Here is a 21,757-nt window from a genome sequence, read left to right as displayed (position 1 = left end):
CACCAAGGAGCCACCATGGACTTCAGCCTGTTCTACTTCGCCAACGACAGCGCCAACGACAACTCCGGCGACCGCTACCGCTTACTGCTGGAGGGCGCCCGGTTCGCCGACACCCACGGCTTCAGCGCGGTGTGGACGCCCGAACGGCACTTCCACGCCTTCGGCGGCCTCTACCCCAACCCGTCCGTCCTGGGGGCGGCCCTCGCGGTGGCGACCGAACGCGTCCAGATCCGGGCCGGCAGCGTCGTGGCCCCGCTGCACCACCCGGCCCGCATCGCCGAGGAGTGGGCCGTGGTGGACAACCTGTCCGGCGGCCGGGTCGGGCTGTCGTTCGCCTCCGGCTGGCACAGCACGGACTTCGCGCTGCGCCCCGAGGCGTACCAGGACCGCCGCCGCATCACCCTGGAGACCGCCCAGCAGGTACGCGAACTGTGGCGCGGCCGCCCGATGGACGTCGTCGACGGCGCCGGCACCGAACGCAGCATCAGCACCTTCCCGCCGCCGGTCCGCCGCGAACTGCCCGTCTGGGTCACCAGCGCCGGCAACACCGAGACCTTCCGGGACGCCGGGCGGGCCGGCTCCGGCGTGCTGACCCACCTGCTGGGCCAGGACCTCGACCAGCTCGCCGAGAAGATCGCCGCCTACCGGCAGGCCGTGGCCGACCGCCCCGACGCCGACGGCCGGCCCGGCCACGTGGCGCTCATGGTGCACACCTACCTCGGCGAGGACGACGACACCGTCCGCGAGGCGGTCCGCGCCCCGCTGTCGGACTACCTGCGCAGCTCGGTCGAACTCACCCTCACCTCGCAGCGCTCCCGCACCGGTTCGCGCCGCCGGATGGACCCGTCGAAACTGCGCCGGGAGGACGTGGACTTCCTGGTCGCCCAGTCCTTCGAACGGTATTACCGGCACAGCGGACTGCTCGGCACCGTCGACAAGGCGATGGACCTGGTGGACGCGGTGCGCGCCGCCGGGGTGGACGAGATCGCCTGCCTCATCGACTTCGGCCTGCCGGACGACGCGGTGCTGGCCGGCCTGGAGCACCTCGACACGCTGCGCCGCACCGTCGAGCAGCGGGTCCCGGCCGGCGCCGTCGCCTGACCGCGCACGCCGCCGCCCGACCGCCCCGGTGCGCACCGCGCGGTACGCCCGCGCGTCCCAGCCGGACCTTCCTGCTTCGCGCACGGCTCCACCACTCCCGGTCTTTCCCGGCTTGCTTCGGCTTCCAGCGAGGAGAGCACCATGCCACCACCGACACACTCCGTTCCGCCCGGCCCCGGCGCGCGCTTCCTGTTCGTCCTGGGCGGCGGCCGTCCCGGCGGCTCCACGGAGGCCCTGGCCCGCCGGGCCGCGGACGGTCTGCCGGACCGCGCCGCCCGCCGCTGGCTGCGGCTGGCCGACCACCCGCTGCCCGCGTTCGAGGACGCCCGCGGCACGCCGGCCGGTACCGCCGGCGCCGGGGACCGCCACGAACGGGTCCTGCTGGAGGCGACGTTGGAGGCGACCGACCTGGTGATCGTCTCCCCGCTGTACTGGTACACGGTCTCGGCGGCCACCAAGCTCTACCTCGACCACTGGTCGCGCTGGATGGACCGGGCCGACCTGGCCTACCGCGAGCGGATGCGCGGCAAGACGATGTGGGCGGTCAGCTCCTGCGCGTCGCCGGACCCCGCGGACGCCGATCCGCTCGCCGGGATGCTGCGCAGGACCGCCCGCCACCTAGACATGGAGTGGGGCGGGCTGCTGCTCGGCCGCGGCCCCGGCCGCCCCGACCGGTCGGCGGTGACGGGTCTCCCGGCCGGACCTCGCGACCGCCCGCCGGCCGCCCGCCCCGGCGAGCCCGCCACCTGCGACAGCACCGGACGCCCTGTCGAGGCCCGGGCCTTCTTCACCGCGGGCGTCCTGGCGGCGGCGGCCCAACGGTGAGGCGTGGCGCGGCCGGGACCGGACGGCGGTGGGCTTTACAGCGCGGACGGCGCCGTGCCGACCGTACGGATGACGCTGTGCTGACGGCGGAGGTGTGACCGGATGGCGGTCGGCTGATCGTATGACCGAAGGCGCGACCGTAGGACCTGACCGCAGGTGTGACCGCACGACGAGGCCGTGACCGTACGGCCGATGGGGTGATCGTACGACCGGTGCGCAGTCCGAACGACGGTGTGGTGACCGGCGGGCGGGATGCCCGGCGTACCCGTGGTGCCGGGAGTGCCCCGGCGCCGAAGGAGGAGGACCGAGATGGAGTCGCACGAGCCGCGGGCCCCGGGCGGGACGCCGCCCGGACGCGGATTCCGGTTGCTGTGGGCGGGGGAGACGACCAGCAAGGTCGGCACCGCCGTCACGTCGGTCGCGCTGCCGCTGCTGGCCACGCTGACCCTGCGCTCCAGCGCCTTCCAGATCGGGCTGATCGCCGCCGCGCAGTGGTTGCCGTGGCTGCTGGTCGGCCTGCCGGCCGGCGCGTGGGTGGACCGGTGGGATCCGCGGCGGGTGATGCTGTGGTGCGACCTGCTCTCGGCGCTCGCCGTGGTCGGGGTGCCGGTCGCGGCGGCGGCGGGCGTGCTGACCTTCGGCCAGGTGCTGGTGGCCGCCTTCGTGCTGGGCCTGGCCGGCGTCTTCTTCTCCACCGCCTACCAGGTGTACCTGCCGCTGGTCGTCGCGGAGGACCGCCTGGTCGGTGCCAACGCGCGCCTTCAGGGCAGCGAGTCCGGCGCGCAGATCGCCGGGCCGAGCCTGGGCGGCCTGCTGACGCAGGTGTTCGGCGCGGCGGCGGGGCTGCTGGTGGACGCCGTCTCCTTCGCCGTCTCCGCCGCCTGCCTGCTGGCCTCCCCGGCCCCGGCCGGCGCCGCCCGGCTCCGCGGCGGCCGCCCAGAACCCGTGCGCCGGGCGGTGCGCGAGGGGCTGCGGTTCGTGCTGGGCGACCGGCTGCTGCGGCGGTTCACCCTGGTGGCCGCGTTGACGAACCTGACGGCGACCGCCACCGAGACGCTGCTCGTGATCTTCCTCGTCCGCACGGTCCACCTGCCGGCCGGCACGGTCGGCGTGCTGATGGCGGTCGGCGGCACCGGCGGGGTACTCGGCGCCCTCGCCGCCGTCCCGCTGGCCGGCCGGCTCGGCGAGGCCCGGGTGGCCCGGCTCAGCCTGGCCGCCACCGCCCCCTTCGGACTCCTGGTCCCGCTCACGGCCCGCGGCCCCGCGCTGGCCCTGTTCGTCGTGGGGGCCGCGGTACCGGTGGCCGGGATGATCGTCTACAACGTGGTGGTCAGCAGCTTCCGCCAGCAGCACGTCCCGCGCGGCATGCTGGGGCGCATCTCGGCGACCATGCGGTTCCTGATGTTCGGCGTGATCCCGCTGGGCGCGCTGGCCGGGGGGTCGCTGGGCTCCCTGATCGGCCCCCGCGCGGCGCTGTGGTGGGTGGCCGGCGCCGCCCTGCTGCCCGGCGTCCTGCTCACCCTCTCCCCGCTGCGCCGCATGAGCCGCCTCACCCTGCTCCCGGTCGCCACCGCCTCGGCCCCGTCCGGCGGCGCGTGACCCGGTCCCGACCGCGACGGCGGGCCGTCGCTCTCCCCGGCCCGTGACGACGCTGCGCCACCGCCGCACCACCGGCATGGTAGGAGTGCGCAGCGCTCACGCCGGTGTCCGGGAACCCGATCAGGACGGGAGCCACATCAAGCCGGCAAACCCGGGCAGGCGCGTACCGGTGGTGATCCGGTGGAGGTCAGCGCGGGAGTCGCCCGGCTGCCGTACCGGACAGGCCGCTCGACCGTTCAAGTATCGGAGGCAGTTGATGGCCCGTACCGTCGCCCAAGTGATCGTCGACGCGCTGGAAGAGCTTCAGGTGAAGCATGTCTTCGGCGTGGTCGGCGACGCGCTCAACCCCTTCACCGACGCCATCCGCCGGGCGGAGACGGTCGAGTGGGTGGGCTGCCGGCACGAGGAGGCGGCAGCTTTCGCCGCCGGTGCGCAGTCGCAGCTCAGCGGCACGATCGGGGTCTGCATGGGCACCGTCGGCCCCGGTTCGATCCACCTGCTGAACGGCCTCTACGACGCCGCCAAGAGCGGGACCCCGGTCCTGGCGATCGCCGGGCAGGTACCGCTCGCCGACGTCGGCACCGACTACTTCCAGGAGGTCGACAACGACCTGCTCTTCCGCGACGTCGCCGTCTTCCGCGCCACCATCACCTCACCGGCGCAGCTGCCCGGCCTCCTGGAGATCGCCGTACGCAGCGCGATCGGGCGCGGCGGGGTGGCCGTGCTGACCGTGCCGGGCGACGTCGGCGACCAGGAGGTGCCCGACGACCGCCCGGCCCGGCTGTCGCTGACCCGGCCCAGCAGCCGGCCCGACGACCCGGCCCTGGACGAGGCCGCCGAGCTGATCAACTCCGCCGACCGGGTCACCCTGCTGGTCGGCAGGGGCGCGCGGGGAGCGCGTACGGAGACCCTGGCGCTGGCGGAACGGCTCGGGGCGCCGATGGTGCTGACGCTGAAGGCCAAGGAGGGCTTCGAGGGCGACAACCCGTTCGAGGTGGGCCAGACCGGTCTGATCGGCAATCCGGCCGCCGCCTGGGCGATGGACCACGCGGACGCGCTGGTACTGCTGGGGACCGACTTCCCCTACCGGGACTGGTATCCGGACGGCAAGAAGGTGGTGCAGGTCGACACCGTCGCCGAGCACATCGGCCGCCGGGTACCGGTCGACGTGGCGCTCACCGCGGACGTCGGCCCCACGTTGCGCGCCCTGATGGACCGGGTCGAGCCGAGCGAGGACCGCTCCCACCTCGACGGCGCCCGCGAACGCTTCGCCACCTGGCAGAAGGCGCAGCACAGGCTGGCCGCCCCGGACCACGACCGGGGGCTGGTCGGCAAGGTGCGCTCGGCACTGGACAACCGTGAACACCTGGTACGCCCCGAGGCACTCGCTCTGGCGATCAACGAAGTGGCGGCCGACGACGCGGTGTTCACCTCGGACACCGGGATGGCGACGGTGTGGCTCTCCCGGTTCGTGCGGATGCACGGGAAACGCCGGCTGATGGGTTCCTACAACCTGGGATCGATGGCCAACGCCATGCCGCAGGCGCTCGGTGCGCAGTTCCTCGACCGGGACCGGCAGGTGGTGGCGTTCTGCGGCGACGGCGGTCTGAGCATGCTGCTCGGCGATCTGATCACCATCCGCACCCACCGGCTGCCGGTGAAGATCATCGTCTTCGACAACCGGCGCCTGGGCATGGTGAAGCTGGAGCAGGAGCAGGTCGGACTGCCCGAGTTCGGCACCGAACTCGACAACCCGGACTTCGCCGCCGTCGCCACGGCCCTGGGCATCACGGGTATCCGGGTCACCCATTCCGGCGAGCTGATCGATGGTGTGAACAGGGCTTTCTCCACGCCGGGCCCGGTTCTGCTGGACGTACTGACCAACCCCGAGGAGATCGCCGTCCCCGCGAAGCCCACGGTCGAGCAGGGCTGGGGCTTCGCCATCGCCAAGGTCAAGGAGATGCTGCGCAGCCCGGGCGAGACGGACTGACGATGGAGGGTGGGGCCACGCGGTAGCGCCGTGCGCGGCGCGGCGCTCGGGGAGGCCGGGGCGGGGGTGGCCGGGAACGCGCCGGCGGCGAACGGGCGTGGGAGCGGCGGCACTTGGGCGTGCGGCGTCGTGGGTGCGGCGCGCTGCCGGAGCGACCGGTCGATCCCTCGTGTCGTGCCGGCCGGTTGACGCGCCGTTGGGCGTGAAGGCGGACCGCGTCAGCGCCCGAGTGGGCCGGTGGCTGCTCGTCGAGGGCATCGAGGGCATCGAGGACGTCGGGGACTGAGCCACCTGCCGCACGCTCGAAGGCCGACGCCTCCACGGAGGCGCCGGCCTTCGTCGCTGCCCACCGGGCACGGCCGTTCTTCAGCTGGGGCGGCTCTCCGCCGCCGTCGGGGAGAGGCTCGCCGGGGTACAGCCCAGGGCCACGAGTCCGTCGAACCGGCCGCACACCACCGGCTGGCTGCCGCAGCTGCTGCCATCCGCGATCGGTACCAGGCTGAGGGGACGGCAACCGAGGCCGACACTGCCCGGATAGGCCGAGGCCGACACGCCTTCGACCTTCAGCAGGGCGGCGGTGGCGGGGTCGAGCTTGTCCTGGCTCTCCGTGGACAGACAGCACAGGTTTTGACCGGCCGGCGCGGCGGCCGGGCGCGCGGCGGCGGGCGTGGCGTGCGCGGGCGCGGCGGAGACGGCCAGCCCCATGGTCGACAGCAGGCCGGCCCCGACAGCGGCGGCAACGCGCCGGTATACGGAAGAAGTGATCATGCGGTGATCCTCGCCCGTCGACCGCCGCCGGATACCCGGCGTCGCCCACGCGGGCGAACACGTTCACCGGGGTGGGGGGAGCACGGCCCGTGCTGCCCGTACCGGTCGGCGGAGGCAGTGCGGGGCCGCCGCTTGGGACTCCTCCCCCTTGTCCTCCGACCGCCCGCACCCCGCACCCGTCGTGCCTGCCGCATCACCCGGGTGACGTCGTTGCGCCGGCCGCCGGTGGGGAGGACCGCCGGGCTCGGTCGGCGGGTGTCCGCTGGACAGAACCCGGTTGCGTACCGGGTTCCGACGGTGCCCTGGCGGCCGGGCCGACGTCCGGTTCGCGCCGCGGTGGCCCGGTGCGCGCAGGCGAGGCGCCACCCCTGCCTGCCACGGTGCGCGGCTGCGGTCCGGGGCGGGCCCATGGGGCGAAGGCACGAAGTCCGGAGCCATCACAACAGTTACGCTGAAGACAGGGGGGTGCATGATGCAGGTGGTATTCCGCGCCGAGGATCTGCCGGCGCAGGATCGGCTGAGTTCGTTGAACGAGATCTTCGTCAACAGCGAGCACCCGATGCGGGTCGTCAGCGCGGAGCCCGACGAGTTCCTGGCGACGGCGCGGATGCTGGATCTCGCCGAGGTCGACGTGGTGGAGCTGACGTGCTCTCCCTCCGAGGTCGTGCGGACACCCAGGCTGATCCGGCAGCACGATCCGGAGCTGCTCTGCGTCATCACGGCCCTCAGCGGAGACATCATGGTCAGTCAGGCGGGGCGGGAGACCGTGCTGACCGGCCAGGAATTCGCGATGTACGACAGCTCGACGCCCTTCCGGCTGGGATTCGGCACGGGTGCCGGGCCGGTGACGATGGTGCGCGCACACCTACCCCGCGAGTTCCTGGGAGTGCCGGTCGGCAGGATCGAGCGGCTGCTGGGGAGGTCCCTGCCCGGGGCCACGGGTGTCGGCGGACTGCTGAGGCAGTTCCTCACCAGTACGACCACGTGCTCGGCCGACTACCGCCCGACCGATCTTCCCCGGGTCGGTACCGTGGCCCGCGACCTGATGACCGCCGTGGTGGCCCATCACCTCGACGCCGAGGGCACGGTGCCGGACGACTCACGCCGGCGCACGCTGCTGATGCGGATCGAGACCTTCATCCAGCAGCAACTGCCCGACCCCCGCCTGACGCCGGGAACCGTTGCCGCCGCTCACCACATCTCGCTGAGCTACCTGCACCGCCTCTTCGCGGCGCGCGACACCACCGTCGCGGCCTGGATCCGCCACCAGCGCCTCGAACGCGCGCGCCGGGACCTCGCCGATCAGGCGCTGCGCGACGTGCCCGTCCACCAGATCGCGGCACGCTGGGGCTTCAAGGACCACCCCACCTTCACCCGGGCCTTTCGCGCCGCCTATGGCGCCTCGCCGAGCGACTACCGCTCCGTCGCGGACGCGGCGGTGGTGTGATCCCGGGCGAGCCTCGACCGGAGGGACGGCCGTCGACGGGCCCGGCTTCCGAAAGCCGGCCGCAGCGCGGGCCGGCGCGGGCCACGCCGACGGCGGCCCGGCCGACTTCGACCGGGCCGCCCACCGCCGACGCGACACCGTCGGACTCCGCATCAACCGCTTGACGCCATGGCACGGCATCGCCATCCGAAACGACAAGGCGTCAAGTGGCTGCCTCGCCGCACGCCACGTCGCCGCCGTCCGCCTCCGGACCGCACGGTGATCGGTGAGAAACGGCCTAGCCGAGGGTGAAGTCGTCGGCGGTCACGCTGGATTGGCCGTACCAGCCGTGGACGTAGACGGTGACGGTTCCGCTGCTGCCCGTGGTGAAGCCGACCGTCAGCTGGTTCCAGCTGGTGAGGTCGGACCAGGCGCTGGCGGTGGCGCCGCCGCTGACTCCGAGGTAGGCGTAGGGGCCCTGGACCCAACCGGTGAGCGTGTAGGTGTGGTTGGGGGAGAGGGTGACGGTCTGGTCGCATTCCGCAGTGCTGCTGGCGCTCGGGGTGACCTGGAGTGCGTGGCTGCCGCTGTGGACCGGGCTGGAGACCACCGCTGCGCCACCGGTGCAGGTCCACGGGCTCAGGCTGCCGGTCTCGAAGCCGGCGTTGGTCAGGGAGCCGCCGCCGCCTCCTCCACCGCCGGTGGAGGTGACGGTGAGGGTGTAGGTCGCGCTGTGGCTGCCGCTCGTGGCGCTGCCGGTGACGGTGATGGGGTAGCTGCCCGCGGCGACGGAGGCTCCGACCGTCGCTTTCAGCGTCGAGCTGCCGCCCGACGTTACGGAGGCAGGGCTGAAGGAGACGCTGACTCCGGCAGGCGCACCGGACGCGGAGAGGCTGACGGATTCGGCGCTGCCCGTGGTGACGGCGGTGCCGACGGTCGCGGTCGCGGAACCGCCCTGGGCGACCGAGGCGGAGCCCGGTGACAGGGACAGGGAGAAGTCACTGGTGGTGCCCCCGCCGCCACCGCCTCCGCTGCCCTCGTACGGCACGAACGCGTCCGTGAACGCGAGGCTGTTCTGGCTGATCTCACTGCACGTGGGCAGCGAGTTGGCGCTTCCGCCGCAGGCCTGGTCCCGGGTCGCGGCCCAGAACGCGAGCCGTCCGACGCCGTTCTGCGCGGCGAAGTTCTCCACGGTCTGGGCGTCGGCCAGGGTGAACGTCGAACCGTCGTCGTTCTTGCCGATCATCGGGGTGATCCCGAGGTTGGCGTAGGTGTAACCGGGGTCGACGGACTGCATCTGCGCCAGCGTCGCCTTGGCCGCGCTGACCGCGCCCTGGCCCATCTCGGTGCCCGTGCCCGCGTAGTAGTCCATCGCCATGATGTTGACGACGTCGATCTTGATGCCCGCGCTCTTGGCGGCCTTGAGGATGTTGACGCCGTCGCTGGTCAGGCCGCTGGTCAGCACCGGCAGGGTCATGGAGAACTGCAGGCCGGGGTTGGACGCCTTGAGGTCCTTCATCGCCTGCATCTGGCGGGCCGCGGCGCCGGTGTCCGCGATGGCGGCGCCTTCGATGTCGAAGTCGAGCTGGGTGACGCCGTAGTCGTTGATGAGGGCCTGGTACCCGGCGTCGATGCTGCTCTGCGTGGAGCACGTCCAGGCGAGCGCTTCGCCGCTGGCCCCGCCGGAGGAGATGATGACGGAGGCACCCTCGGACTTGGCCTTGGCGATCTCGGGGTCGGTGAAGGAGTCGTTGCCGATCGGGAGGGTGTCACCCCAGATCTGGGTGCACCCTTCGCCGAGCACGAAAGCCGCCGTGTATGCCTTGAGCTTGTGTCCGGTGACAGCTGTGTCGAGCAGTCCTTCCTGGCTGTTGGACATGTCGACATAGGGAGCCACGGAGTAGACGCTGCTCGCCGTCGCGGCGCTGCCGGCCGGCGCCAGAGCGACGGCGGCACCGGTGGCGGCGAGGGCGAGGGCGCAGACGGAAGCCGCAAACCGCGTGAGATTCATGACTGAGTACCCCTTCTGGGGATGCCTCGGGCCTGGAGTGGTGGGTGTTGGTGCCGCGCGGGCCGAGTTGGTACATACCAAAGCGTCCGCCTGTTGCGCCGTCAAGAGAACCAGACCAAGCGGAATGCCGCCCACTCCCTTGCGGCCCTCGGCCTCCCCGTTTCAGTCGGCTCGGTGCTTTCCGCGTATTCGCGCTCCGTGCGGGAGTGTTCCGTGCGGGAGTGTTCTGTGCGTGAGTGCTCCGTGCGGGAGTGTTCCGAGCGTGAGTGCTCCGTTCGCGGCTGTTCTGTCGGTGCGTGCTCCGTGCCCGGGTGCTTCCCGCTCAGGCGCGGCCGAGGAGTTGGTGGCCGGCTGCCGAGTTGGAGCGGGCGGTGAAGAAGTCGGTGAAGCCGTTCAGGAATTCCTCGCGAGTGATGCGGCCGTCTCCGTCGCCGTCCAGTTGGCGGAATCCGTGGGCGAGTTCCGCCGGGTGGACCCGGGTGCCGAACATGACGGTGTACTCGGCGGCGTCGAGGTGGCCGTCCCCGTCGGTGTCCGCGGCGTCGAAGACGGCTTGCGCGGCCAGCCGTGGGCCGCGGTTCAGATAGTCGGGGTCGTGGTCGCAGCCGGCCATCGTGGCGGTGATGAACTCCGTGCGGTCGACCCGTCCGTCGCCGTCGGTGTCCATGGTGGTGCGGATCTGCTCCCACCAGGCGGAGAACGCGGCGTGGACCGACGCTTCCCCGGCGTCGTCGAGTTCGAGTTGCCAGCAGACGTTGTGTGCCATCGCCCGCAGGTCCTCGGCGTCGACGAAGCCGTCGCCGGTCTGGTCCAGCACCTGGCGGAAGAACGTGTCGAGCCTGGGCCGCCGCGCGTCCCGCTGCCGGCGTCGCCCTGCGGTCCGTTGCTGGCCCGGGATCACTGTGGCCGGTGCCGTTGCCGCTTCCGTGGCGGTGGCCGGGTCGCCCGGGGCGGTGTGCGCGCGGTAGCGCATACGGTCCGGCAGCCGGGTCACCAGCGCGCGGGCGCCGTGGTGCATGACCCAGGACAGCAGTGCGGCGCGGCGGGTGCGGCGCAGTGCGAAGCGAGTGCGGTAGGAGGCGGGCAGGTCGGCGAGGGTGAGGTCGGCCAGGATGCGGGCTACCACCAGCCGCAGCAGTGGCCACAGCAGGCGGACCGGGCGCAGCCGGCGCGGGCACGGCGCCTCGCGCAGGATGCCGTGCAGGAGGTAGCGGGCCGCCGTGCCGTGCTCCAGGGTTTCCGCCACCGTCCGCTCGACATACGCCGGCACGTCGGCGGCGGTCGCGGGCACCAACGAGTCCGGCAGCCCGAACGCGAGCACGACCTCGTGGAACTCCCGGTAGAGCGCGTCGAGTTCGGCCGTGCTGTAGGGGTCGCCCGACAACTCCCCGACGGCGGTGACGCATTCGTAGAGGGTGACCATGACCCACACCCGGGTGGCCGGATCCAACGCCGAGTAGCCGCGCCCCTGCTCGTCGGTGCCCTCGATGCGCCGGTGCGCGCGCTCCAGCCGGGCGATCTCGCGGCGCAGGGTGTCGGCGTCGGAGTGGAACAGCCGTCGCCCGCTGCCGAGGGTGTGCTCGATCCGCCGCCAGGGGTGTCCGCGGTAGGTGGACTGCTTCTCCATGCCGGCGGAGACGTGCGGATGCGCCGCCTGGAGGACCAGCAGCCGCCAGGCGACCAGCCCGATGCGCCATTCGCCCAGTGCCCGCCGGAACGAGACGTCGCCGGGGCCTGGTTCCGGTCGGCCGGGGGAGCCCGGTGTGTCCGGACGGGGTCCGTGTGCGTCCGGGGCGGGTCCGCGCGGGGCCGGTACGGGGGAGTCGGCGGGAACGGTGCGGTCCATGGACGAACTCCTCGGCTGCGCGTACGACTTGGCGCACCCGATCTGCTCATCGGAACCACTCCGCAAACCGGCCCGGTATTAGTCATACCGGACGACGGCGCTTTTCGGCCGCCTCCCGGAAACCGGCCCGCACTCCGCTCCGGAGTGTTCCCGGCCCGTTCCGGAGTGCGTCCCGAACGCCCTCAGCCCCAGCGGGCGTACCGCACGCCACTGTTGTGGCCGTCCCTGCTCCGGCGGGTGCCCCGTTCGCCCATTCCGGCTGCCCAGGCGGTGTGTCCGCCTCGGGACGGAGCTGCCGTGGGTTCCCACTGGGGGGTTGAGGTACCTGTCTGGCCGGGCAACGGGCGTTCTTCTGCCGCTGGGGTTCTCCAGGGCGGCGCGCTCGGCCGCCCGCTGCCGGGGCGGCCTGCGGTGACGCGCGGGAGGGCTGCGGTGGCAGGGCGGCGGAGTAGGGGGCTGAGCGGCCCGGGGCTGGTGGTGTGTTCGGTGGGGGCTGCTGTTGTGCTGGTGAGGCTGGTCCGGGGGCGGGACCCGTAGTTCCGGTTGATCGCGTTGTCGTCGCGGTGGGTCGGGTTTCGTGTCAGGGGGTTTAGGGCGGTGGATGGGTGTGGGTTCCGTTTGTCTCCAGTGGTTTTCGAGGTGTTCTCTAGGTGGTGCGGGGAGTCTCGGGTGTGCCGGATTTGCAGGGGCGGCCGTTGATTGTTCTATTGTCCCGGGGAGGGGGTGGGATGGTGCCTTGGGTTGTGCTGACGGGTACTGGTGTGGTGGCTCCGGGAGAGAGTGACAGGAAAGCGTTTTGGGGGTTTGCTCCTTCGGGTCGGTCGGCGGTGTGGGGAATAACGCTTTTTGATGGGGGTGGGTTTAGTCCGCGTGTTGCGGCGGAGGCTGATGTTGATCCGGTTGATCACAGGCTGTCGCCGCGTGAGGTGCGGCGGATGGACGGGGCGGCGCAGATGGCGGTGGTCGCCGCGCGGGAGGCCGTCGGGAGTTGCGGTTGGTGGATGCCCGGATCGCGGGGGAGGGGGTGGGGTGGTGATCGGGAGTGCGGTTGGGTGTTCGATGAGTTCGGGGACGCGAGTACGCGGTCGTGAGTGACCATGGCAGGCGGTGACCGGTCGATCACGCGTTGCCTCGCCTCATTCGCGCCGGCGACCGCTCGCTGGCGTGCCCGCGTCGGGCTGTCGCCGGGCCACCGAGTCGTCGTCGGGGTGCTGCGGGTACTGGTGTCGGGTGGTCGGTGTGCGGGTGCTGGGGTGTCGTAGGGGTGTTGTTCGGGGCCGGGAATTGACTACCGTGTGTGATGTCGCGTGAGGTGTGCTCGGGGGGTCTTGAAATCAAAAAAACGTGCTATCTTCGGGTTCGGCCCGGTGCTTCCGGGGTATGAAATGGCGTGAACACAGAACGCCGAAAACAAATTCCCCCCGAATATGTGTGCGGGGTAAATATATTCGTGAGTTGGTGTCCCGTTCTCGGGCGTGCTGAATCATTTCGCGATCGTGCTCAACTTGGGAATTCGGCGACTGTGGCCGACGGATTATCCGATTCAGGGGGCGTAGTGATAGCCAGGGTTCTTGGGACGCTCGATGTGAAAGTCAACGGCCGCTCGACCGTTCCCACGGCTCCCAAGCCGCGGAAGGTGCTGGCCCTGTTGGTGCTCCACGCCAACCACGTGGTCTCCACCCCGGCGCTGATGAGGGAGCTGTGGGGCGAACAGCCGCCGCCGAGCGCGGCCACGACCCTGCAGACGTACATCCTGCTGCTGCGGAAGCTCCTGGCGAAGGTCCTGCCCGGCGGGATGGTGGAGGCCAAGCGGGTGCTGTCGACCTGGCCCGGCGGATACCGCCTCCACCTGTCCGGCGACGCGATGGACCTGCGCCGCTTCGACCAGCTGTGCGTCCAGGGCCGGCAGGCCCTGGCCCGCGGGGAGAACGAGAAGGCCGCCGACACCCTCAGCGAGGCACTCGCCCTGTGGCGCGACGACGTCCTGGTCGACGTCACCCCCGGCCCACTGCTGGAGGCCGAAACGGTACGGCTGCGCGAGAGCCGCCTGGTGGCCCTGGAACAACGCATCGAAGCAGACCTGCGCCTGGGCCGCCACCACCAGGCCATCGGCGAACTGTCCTCACTCGTCGTGGAGTTCCCCCTCAACGAAAACCTCCACGCCCACCTGATGCTCGCCCTGCACCGCTCGGGCCGCACAGCACAGGCCCTCGGCGTCTACCAGCGCCTTCGCGCCGCACTCATCAACGAACTCGGCCTGGACCCCTCCTCACGCCTGCGCGACCTGCACCTCGCGCTACTCGTCTGCGACCCCGCCCTCGACAGCGAACCCACCGGCACAGCAGCCACCCCCGGCAGACTGATCGCCGTCTCCTGACACCCCGCCCGCACCGACCCGCGGGTCCGCACCGGTCTGCGGGTACCGCACCGGTCTGCGGGCACCGAAAGGGGGCCGAGACCGGCACCCCCGTGCGGGTGCCACGCCGGAGGTTCTCGTGCGGGTGTCGCATGCCCGCACCGGCTCTGTCCGCGAGAACGGAGTCTGGCTCAGTGGGGCGGAACGCGGCGCCGGCGTCAGTCCCGTGCCGCCGCCTCGGGCCCGCGCAGCCGGACCGGCCGACCCCGCAGCGTCCGGTAGCGGGCCCGGTCCAGCCGCCGCTGCGCCGGGTCTGCCCGGGCTCGCCGACCGGCAGCGGGCCGTCTTCAGACAGGTGGCAGCGACCCCTGCGACGGTGACGATGCCGGTCCGGTTGACCGGGTGCGTGTCCATGGACGTCGAGTCGGCGGTGGGTGAGTTCCTCCGCTTTGTGAACCGGGGCCGCCTGCGTGATCTCCGGCTCGGACGAGGACGCAGACCGGCGAGCGCGCCCCCGGCGACACCGGCCGGCCCGGTGCTGGTCGGCCCGCCTCCATCCGTCCGCGGCCGGGTACGGGTACGGGACGATGCCGGTCGGCATCCCGAGAGTGCGCCGGTACGGCCGCCGTTCGTTCGCCCTGCCGGCCTGGAATTTCCGGGCTCACCGCCCGTCCGGCGCGTTCGGCGTCACCGGGGACGTACGCGCCCCGGAACGTCCGGGCGACGTCACCGGGGACGTACGAGCTCCGGGCCGTGGGGACAAACGGTTGGTCCCGGGTGCGTGTGACGCGGCAGGATGCTCCGCATGACATTGCCCACCCCCGAGCTGCACACCGCCCGCCTGCGACTGCGGCCGTTCACCGATGCCGACGAGACGCCGCTCTACGCGCTGCACAGCAGTGCCCATGTGCTGCGGTACTGGGACTCCCCGCCGTGGAGCGAACCGGCCCGCGCCCAGCGCTTCATCGCGGTCTGCCGCACGATCGAGGAGGAGGGCACGGGAGCGCGGGTGGCCGTCGACCGCGTCAGCGACGGCGCGTTTCTCGGCTGGTGCGGCCTGACCAACTGGAACCCCGACTTCCGCAGCGCGTCCCTGGGCTACGTCTTCGACGCCGCCGCGTGGGGCCACGGCTACGCCACGGAGACCGCGCACGCCGTCCTGCGGTGGGCGTTCGACACCCTGGACCTCAACCGTGTCCAGGCCGAGACCGACACCCGCAACGTGGCGTCCGCCCGGGTGCTGGAGAAGCTCGGCTTCGTCCGCGAAGGCACCCTCCGCGAGGACTGCGTCGTCAACGGCGACGTCTCCGACTCCTGGGTCTTCGGCCTCCTCCGCCGCGAGTGGCACCCCGCGGCCACGCCGGGGGCCGGTCGCTTCTAGCGACGTGTCCGGCGGATCCTGGCGGGCTCGCGGCGCTCGGCGCGGCACTTCGCCGGGTTGCCCGAGCGTCCCGATGACACCGGCTGTCCGGGAACGCTTCGGTACCCTGCTCCTCCGGCCTCCGGCCGGGAGGTGCCCCCGTCGCGTTCTGCCGGCCGTTCCCGCCGGAGCGGCCGGCCGGCCCGGCGACGCCTGCCTCCGACACTGCCCTCGCGGTTCTTGCCCCCGCCCCGGGGTCGTCGTAAACCGGTTCTGACGCGCCGCGACCACGGCTCGAACCGCCGGTCCAGGGGGTGGATGTGTACGCGCACGACCAGCAGTCGCAGGGCAAGTCCGAGCACCGTGACCGGGGCCGACCAACCGCACGGCAGCAGCCCGTGCCGCCGCTCTCCGGGGCGGTCGGCACGTTGCAGCGCACCATAGGCAACGCGGCCGTTGTCCAACTCCTCCAGCGGCAGCGGCAGTCGGAGCCCCCCCGTACAGCGGTACGCGGTCCACCGGGTGCTGCGGTCGCCGGGCCGTCCGCTGGCCGACGACACGCGGGCGGACATGGAGGCCCGCCTGGGCGCCGACTTCGGCGGCGTGCGGATCCACGACGACTCCGCCGCGGTCCGCTCGGCCGCGGAGATCGGTGCCCGCGCCTACACCTCCGGCGAGCACGTCGTGCTCGGCCGCGGCGGCTCCGACGAGCACACGCTGGCCCACGAGCTCACCCACGTCATCCAGCAGCGCACGGGCCCCGTGGCCGGTACCGACCACGGCGACGGACTGTCCGTCAGCGACCCCGGCGACCCCTTCGAGCGCGCCGCCGAGGCGAACGCCGTTCGGGCGCTGCGTGGGCGGCGCGTCCGGCCGTCCAGCGGGCTGCCGCCTGTCGGACCAGGGCCTCGTCAACCTCCCGCCGCAGCGGGAGGTGTTCGGTGACTGGCGCGGCGTCACCTGGCACTCGCCCGAGGACCAGGAGTACCGGCCCGTCAAACCCTTCGACATGTTCGTCCCCGAGGCCTGCGTGGCGTTCCTTCCCCCCTTCGACTCCGTCCACTACCACTACTTCGGCGAGGAGTTGTACGACACGGGGTACTCGTTCGGTGCCTATCTGGAACGGCTGCTGGCCTCCCGCGGCTTCTGATACTGGCCGCAGACGCTGTGCCGGGAGCTGGCGGAGAGCGCGGAGGCCGCCGCCTTCCGCCGCGTGATGCCGGTGGTCTTCCCGGACCACGACGACGCGCTGTTCCGGCCCGCGCCACGCTGAACCGGCGCCGCCCGTACCGCTCCCGCGCCGGAACAGGGTCCTCGCCCCCGCGGACTACCGGGACGTGGCCGACGGTTCGGTGCCCCGTCCGCCGCCCCGCCGTCCGTCCGTCCGCCGCCCACCCACCTACCGCTCGCTCCGCCCACCGTCCGCCCCGTCCTCCTTCAGCGTGATGCCTGTTCCGGCCAGGACGGGACCTCGACGATCTCCAGGACCGCCGCCGACCAGGTGAACCCCGCGCCGATCCCGGCCAGTAACACCCGATCACCCGAGCTCACCCGTTTGGACTCCACCAGATGGGCCAGCCCCGCGAACTGGTCACCGCCACCGAGATGGCCCACCCCCCGGCCCCAGTCGCACGTGGAGCGTTCCGGTGCGATACCGAACGGCTGGAAGAACCCCGCTTCCAAACGGCGCCGGCCCAGATGCGGCAGGACGAAGGCGTCGATCCCGGCCACCGTGAGACCGGCCTGTTCCAACGCACCGTTCAGCGCCCGCCGCTGGCCCCCGGAGACCCGGGCGATCGCCGCGGCCCGCCCGGCCCGGGCCAGGAACTGCCGCTTGCACTCGTCGAGATCGACCCGCCGGACCCGCCCGTCGACCGCCGGGGCGAACGGATGATCACCGCGGTGCATACCCTCCAGCCGGGGCTCCGAGACCGTCACCAGCGACCGCAGCCGCGCGAACCCCCCGGCCCGGCTCAACACCAAAGCCGCACCACCGTCCGCGTAGACCGTGCCCGGATCACTGCGCCAGCGGTCGAACCCCGGCGGGCAGAACACATCACCGGCCGTCAGCAAAGCCGCCGGCCGGCCGGTCCCGGCCCGCAGGAAAGCCGCGGCCAACTCCACCGCGCCCATCCCACCGTTGGAGACCTGCCGCACCTCCAGCGCCGGACACGCCGGATGCTCACCCGCCAAGGCCAACGCCTGCACATGGCTGGCCGCCCCCCACAAATCGTGCCCCTGGTCATAGAGCGTGGCGTGCAGCAACAACCCCACGTCCCCGGCCGCGACCGCGGCCCGCTCCAACGCGACACGGGCCGCACGGGCCGCCATACCGGTAGCGCACTCACCGGCACCGGCCACCGTCACCGCCTTCGCGCCGCAACGCCGGGCAGCGGCCGGATCGCAACTGCCGTCCGCGATCGCCTCGTCCACCGTCACCGCCGACGGCAGCCACGAGGCAGCACCGGCCACATACAGATCATCGAACCTCATACCGCCCACTGTCGGCGCCCCGACTCGAAGCAACCTGGAAACCGCCTGGAACCCCACTGGAACGCCGGTGGTCCGGTGGTCCGGTGGCTGGTAGGCGGTGGCGCGGGGGCCGGCAGGCTTCCCCCGCAGTCCCGACGCGCACGTCTTCCCGACCCACCGCTGATCCCACCACCGTTGGCACACCGCATCCTGTCGGCCCTGCCCCGGACCTGCCGCTGACGTTTCCCGAACCCACCGCCGGCACCTCCACCGTGGCCCGGCGGGCTCCCGACGCAGACTCGTCGCCGCTGTCTTCCCCGACCCGCCGCTGTCCCCCCTTGCGACCCGGTGGTTCGGCGGGCTCCCGCAGCAACCCGACGCCGACGTCTCCCATACCCGCCGTCGACACCGACCCCGCCACCGTCCCACCGTGGCCCCCGCAACCAGCCACCCGCCCCACCCCGTACCCGCCCGTTTGCCTCCAGACCCCACCCTCACCCCCACCCCCCCCGCGTCCCGGAATCCCGCCCCCGGAATCCCGTCCCCGCACTCCTCTAGCCCCGCTCAAGGCCCCCGTGCGCATAGTGGGTCGCTTCGCCGCCTGCCGCACAAGGGGAGTTGACGATGGGACAGGTGACACGCACGACAAAGACCCGAGGGACCCGAGAGGCCCGGCCGACCCGGCGGATCGGGTTCCTCCTGCCCGGACAGGGCGCCCAGCACCAGCGGATGGCCGCCGGCCTCTACGGCTGGGACGACGTCTTCACCACCACCATGGACACCCTTTTCGCCGCACTCGGTACGGACGGCGGGACACTGCGCGCCGACTGGCTCTCCGACGACCCCGCGGTCCCACCCGACCACGTCACCCGCGCCCAACCCCTGCTGTACGCGGTCGACTACGCGATCGGTGCCACGCTGCGCGCGTGGGGCGCACCGCCCGCCGTGCTGCTCGGACACAGCGCGGGCGAACTCGCCGCCGGGGCGCTGGCCGGGGTCTTCGATCCGGCGGACGCCATGCGCCTGATGTGGGACCGGGCCCGCCGGATCGCCGCACTGCCGCCCGGCGGGATGCTCGCGGTGGCCGCGACCGTGGAGGAACTCACCCCCTGGCTGCACGGCGACGTCGTGATCGCCGCGGTCAACGGCCCCCGCCAGACCATGCTGGCCGGTCCCGCCGCACCACTGGCCGAGGCCCTGCCGCGTATCCGGGAAGCCGGGCTGACCGCGGTGCCGGTGAAGGCCACCACCGCCTTCCACAGCCCCGCCCTGCGCCCGGCGATCAGCACCGAGCCCTACCAGGGGGTGACACTGCGCCCGCCGGCCGTCGCACTGTGGTCGGCGTTCGCCGCGGCCCCGCTCACCGTCGACCTCGCGCTCAGCCCCCGGTTCTGGGCGGGTCATCCCGTCGAACCCGTCCTGTTCGGGCCGGCGCTGGACGCGTTGCTGACCGGCGAGGACCTGCTGCTGATCGAGACCGGCCCCGGGCAAGGGCTCACCTCGCTCGCCCGCCGCCACCCCCGCGTACGCGCCGGGCACTCCGCGGTCGTGCCGCTGCTCCCGGCCCGGCCCCTGGGCCCGCGGCACGACCGCCGTCACCTCCTGGCCGCGGTGGACCGCCTCCGCGACCAGGGCTGGAAACTCAACCCGCCGCCCGCCCCGCACGACGAGGCGACCGACCCGTCAGGAGAGACACGATGAGCGAGAACGAGACCACCCCGCCCCCGGCCACCGCCGACGGACCGCGCACCCCACTGTCGGCAGCCGGCCCGGCGACCCCACCGGTCACCGACGGTCCGGGCACCCCGCCCCCGGCGAACAACGGTGCGGCCGCTGACAGACCGGCGACCCCACCCCCGACCGCCGAGGGGGCGGCCGCCGACGGTCCCGGCGCTGACAGACCGACCCCCGAAGGCCCCAACGGCTCCGACAACCCCGGTCCCGGTGCCGCGGTCCAGCGCATGCTCGGCCTCGTCGTCGGGGCCTGGGCCGGCGCGGCGGTCCACACCGCCGTCACCCTCGAACTGCCCGAACACCTGGCGGCCGGTGCCACCACCGTCCAGGAACTCGCCGGTGCCACGAAGACCGAACCCGACGCGCTGCGCCGCCTGCTGGACTACCTCGTCGCACTCCAGGTGTGCGCGGGCAGCCCGGCCCAGGGTTACCGGCTGACCGCGACCGGCGAGACGCTACGACCCGGCGTGCCCGGCTCGGTCCGCGACTACGTCCGCCTGGTCGGCGAGGAGTTCTACCCCGTCTGGGCCCACCTGCCCCACACCGTGCGCACCGGCGAACCCTCCTTCGCCCGGGTCCACGGCCAGGACCTGTACTCGTACATGGCCGACCACCCGCAGGCCGGCGACCGCTTCAACTCGGCCATGAACAGCGGCCAGGTCCTCTTCCAGCACGTCGCGAAAGTCTGGGACTTCACCGGCTGCGCCCGGATCGCCGACATCGGCGGTGGCAACGGCGAACTGCTCGCCGAGATCCTGCGCGAGCACCCGAACACCGAAGGGCTGCTGCACGAACTGCCGGAGACCACCGCCACCGCCACCGAATACCTGGCCCGCCACCACCTGGCCGACCGGTGCCAGGTGGTGGCCGGCGACATGTTCCAGGAGGTACCGGCCGGCGCCGACGCCTACCTGCTGTCCCGGGTGCTGATCAACCACGACGACGAGCGGGCCGCCACCGTGCTGCGCAACTGCGCCGCCGCGATGAAGCCGGGCGCGGTCGTCCTGCTGGTGGAACGCCCGACCAGCCAGGCCGCGCCGACCGAGGTCTCGGCAGCGATCGACCTGTTGATGATGCTCGTCACCAGCGGCGGCCGCAGCCGCACCGGCGCCGAACTCGACGCGCTGACCCGGACAGCCGGACTCATCCCGCAGCAATCACGGCAACTGGTGCAGGGTTTCCGGCTGTTCGCGGCAAGACGCCCCTGAGCGAAGCCCCCCGGCACTATCGTCCCGACGGTGGGGCCGACCTCCGGCCCCGGCACCACCTCACCCCGAAGCCACCTCACCCCGACGCCATCACCCCGACGCCATCACCCCGTACCGCCAGCACCCCCGCCGACACCACGCCCGCCGCCACCCTGACGGCACCACGTTCCCTTTTTTCTCGCAACGGAGGAATCCTTCCCATGCCCGACAACCCACGTACCGCGATCGTCACCGGCAGTGCCCGCGGCATCGGTGCCGCCATCGCGAAGGAACTGGCCGGCCGCGGACTGAACGTGGTCGTCAACCACCGCACCAGCCACGAGGCGGCCCAGGCGCTGGTCAAGGAGATCGCCGACCTCGGAGGCACCGCCGTCGCGCACGCCGCCGACGTCACCGACCCGGACGCCGCCGCCGCCCTGGTGGAGCGGGCGGTCAGCGAGTTCGGCGGCCTGGACGTACTGGTCTGCAACGCCAACGTCGGCCTCGGCATGGGCTCGGTGACCACCGTGGAGTGGTCCGACTTCGCCGCCAAGGTCAACGACGAGCTGGCCGCGGTCTTCCACCCGACCCGGGCTGCGCTGCCGCACCTGACCGCCCGCGGCCGCGGACACATCGTCTACCTCTCCAGCGACGCCCACCGCGGCCCGGCCTCGCCCATGATGCTGGCGCACTCCACCGCCAAGGCGGCGATGAACACCTACGCCCTGTACGTCGCCAAGGACAGCGCGCCGCACAACATCACGGTGAACGTGCTGTCCGCCGGCCTGGTGCGCACCGAGTCGACCTCCGGCATCCCCCAGCAGATGTGGGACCAGATGGTCGGCCGGATACCGGTGGGCCGGGCCAGCGAGCCCGAGGACCTGGCCCGCGCGGTGGGCTTCCTGACCGACCCGGCCACCAGCTGCCTCACCGGCCAGGTGATCTCACTCAACGGCGGCTCCAACCTGGGGAACTGACGCCGGCCCGCCCGGCAACCTGCTCCGCCCCGCCCCGGGGCATCTTCCGCCCCGGGGCCGGGCACCCAGCCCCCGTCCAGCCCGCGGGGGTGCCCCGGGCACTCC

The 21,757-nt window shown here is 72.6% G+C and carries 17 protein-coding genes; 13 read left to right on the top strand and 4 right to left on the bottom strand.

Annotated elements, in window-relative coordinates; translation table 11 throughout:
- Nucleotides 1-15: 15 nt before the first annotated feature.
- The 4 genes from POF43_RS22360 to POF43_RS22345 all read left to right on the top strand — a co-directional run bounded on the left by POF43_RS22360 (nt 16) and on the right by POF43_RS22345 (nt 5,515).
- On the top strand, nt 16-1,101 hold the full coding sequence (locus POF43_RS22360; RefSeq protein WP_271322205.1) for a MupA/Atu3671 family FMN-dependent luciferase-like monooxygenase: 1,086 nt from the start codon (nt 16-18) through the stop codon (nt 1,099-1,101).
- 141 nt (nt 1,102-1,242) lie between these two features.
- On the top strand, nt 1,243-1,926 hold the full coding sequence (locus POF43_RS22355) for a flavodoxin family protein (RefSeq protein ID WP_271322204.1): 684 nt from the start codon (nt 1,243-1,245) through the stop codon (nt 1,924-1,926).
- A 309-nt stretch (nt 1,927-2,235) separates the two neighbouring features.
- Complete coding sequence (locus tag POF43_RS22350) at nt 2,236-3,525, top strand: MFS transporter (protein WP_271322203.1); 1,290 nt, start codon at nt 2,236-2,238, stop codon at nt 3,523-3,525.
- A 256-nt stretch (nt 3,526-3,781) separates the two neighbouring features.
- Nucleotides 3,782-5,515 (top strand): thiamine pyrophosphate-dependent enzyme, encoded by a 1,734-nt coding sequence (locus tag POF43_RS22345; RefSeq protein WP_271312493.1) that lies wholly within the window; start codon nt 3,782-3,784, stop codon nt 5,513-5,515.
- A gap of 366 nt (nt 5,516-5,881) precedes the next feature.
- Here POF43_RS22345 and POF43_RS22340 read toward each other — a convergent pair whose 3' ends face one another.
- A complete protein-coding gene (locus POF43_RS22340) occupies nt 5,882-6,283 on the bottom strand; it encodes a hydrophobin family protein (RefSeq protein ID WP_271324607.1) in 402 nt (133 codons plus the stop codon).
- 469 nt (nt 6,284-6,752) lie between these two features.
- Here POF43_RS22340 and POF43_RS22335 point away from each other — a divergent pair, with 469 nt between their 5' ends.
- The gene (locus tag POF43_RS22335) at nt 6,753-7,730 is read left to right on the top strand and encodes a helix-turn-helix domain-containing protein (RefSeq protein ID WP_271324606.1); all 978 of its coding nucleotides are present in this window, start codon (nt 6,753-6,755) and stop codon (nt 7,728-7,730) included.
- Between the two features lie 277 nt (nt 7,731-8,007).
- On the opposite strand, the gene POF43_RS22330 is transcribed toward POF43_RS22335, so the two are convergent.
- Together POF43_RS22330 and POF43_RS22325 are read right to left on the bottom strand one after the other, a co-directional pair.
- Nucleotides 8,008-9,720, bottom strand: a complete 1,713-nt coding sequence (locus tag POF43_RS22330; protein WP_271324605.1) for a carbohydrate binding domain-containing protein — start codon at nt 9,718-9,720, stop codon at nt 8,008-8,010.
- A gap of 322 nt (nt 9,721-10,042) precedes the next feature.
- Nucleotides 10,043-11,566: an EF-hand domain-containing protein gene (locus tag POF43_RS22325; protein ID WP_271324604.1), complete on the bottom strand. Its 1,524-nt coding sequence runs from the start codon at nt 11,564-11,566 to the stop codon at nt 10,043-10,045.
- Between the two features lie 728 nt (nt 11,567-12,294).
- Here POF43_RS22325 and POF43_RS35180 point away from each other — a divergent pair.
- The 5 genes from POF43_RS35180 (at nt 12,295) to POF43_RS22305 (ending at nt 16,432) form a co-directional block, all read left to right on the top strand.
- Nucleotides 12,295-12,657: a beta-ketoacyl synthase N-terminal-like domain-containing protein gene (locus POF43_RS35180; protein WP_372516108.1), complete on the top strand. Its 363-nt coding sequence runs from the start codon at nt 12,295-12,297 to the stop codon at nt 12,655-12,657.
- 431 nt (nt 12,658-13,088) lie between these two features.
- Entirely contained in the window at nt 13,089-13,943 is an 855-nt protein-coding gene (locus tag POF43_RS22320) for an AfsR/SARP family transcriptional regulator (protein WP_372516107.1), read from the top strand.
- A 784-nt stretch (nt 13,944-14,727) separates the two neighbouring features.
- The gene (locus POF43_RS22315) at nt 14,728-15,303 is read left to right on the top strand and encodes a GNAT family N-acetyltransferase (protein WP_271325565.1); all 576 of its coding nucleotides are present in this window, start codon (nt 14,728-14,730) and stop codon (nt 15,301-15,303) included.
- Nucleotides 15,304-15,738: 435 nt separating this feature from the next.
- The gene (locus POF43_RS22310) at nt 15,739-16,227 is read left to right on the top strand and encodes an eCIS core domain-containing protein (RefSeq protein WP_372516106.1); all 489 of its coding nucleotides are present in this window, start codon (nt 15,739-15,741) and stop codon (nt 16,225-16,227) included.
- Complete coding sequence (locus POF43_RS22305; protein ID WP_271325566.1) at nt 16,217-16,432, top strand: hypothetical protein; 216 nt, start codon at nt 16,217-16,219, stop codon at nt 16,430-16,432. Before POF43_RS22310 ends, POF43_RS22305 begins: the two co-directional genes overlap by 11 nt.
- A 287-nt stretch (nt 16,433-16,719) precedes the next feature.
- Here the strand turns inward: POF43_RS22305 and POF43_RS22300 are convergent, their stop codons facing one another.
- Nucleotides 16,720-17,775, bottom strand: coding sequence for a ketoacyl-ACP synthase III family protein (locus POF43_RS22300; RefSeq protein ID WP_282704713.1), 1,056 nt, complete (start codon nt 17,773-17,775; stop codon nt 16,720-16,722).
- 603 nt (nt 17,776-18,378) lie between these two features.
- On the opposite strand from POF43_RS22300, the gene POF43_RS22295 reads away from it, so the two are divergent.
- From POF43_RS22295 to POF43_RS22285, 3 genes are all read left to right on the top strand, one after another.
- Nucleotides 18,379-19,455: an acyltransferase domain-containing protein gene (locus POF43_RS22295; RefSeq protein WP_303659609.1), complete on the top strand. Its 1,077-nt coding sequence runs from the start codon at nt 18,379-18,381 to the stop codon at nt 19,453-19,455.
- Complete coding sequence (locus POF43_RS22290) at nt 19,452-20,696, top strand: methyltransferase (protein WP_282704712.1); 1,245 nt, start codon at nt 19,452-19,454, stop codon at nt 20,694-20,696. Before POF43_RS22295 ends, POF43_RS22290 begins: the two co-directional genes overlap by 4 nt.
- A gap of 200 nt (nt 20,697-20,896) precedes the next feature.
- Nucleotides 20,897-21,652 carry an SDR family NAD(P)-dependent oxidoreductase gene (locus tag POF43_RS22285; RefSeq protein WP_271318864.1) on the top strand — a complete coding sequence of 252 codons (756 nt, stop codon included), beginning with the start codon at nt 20,897-20,899 and terminating at the stop codon, nt 21,650-21,652.
- Nucleotides 21,653-21,757: the final 105 nt, after the last annotated feature.

Origin of the sequence: Streptantibioticus silvisoli (assembly GCF_027947535.2) — a bacterium.
Taxonomy (GTDB): Bacteria; Actinomycetota; Actinomycetes; order Streptomycetales; family Streptomycetaceae; genus Streptantibioticus_C; species Streptantibioticus_C silvisoli.
This window is presented reverse-complemented; position numbering and strand designations above follow the sequence as displayed.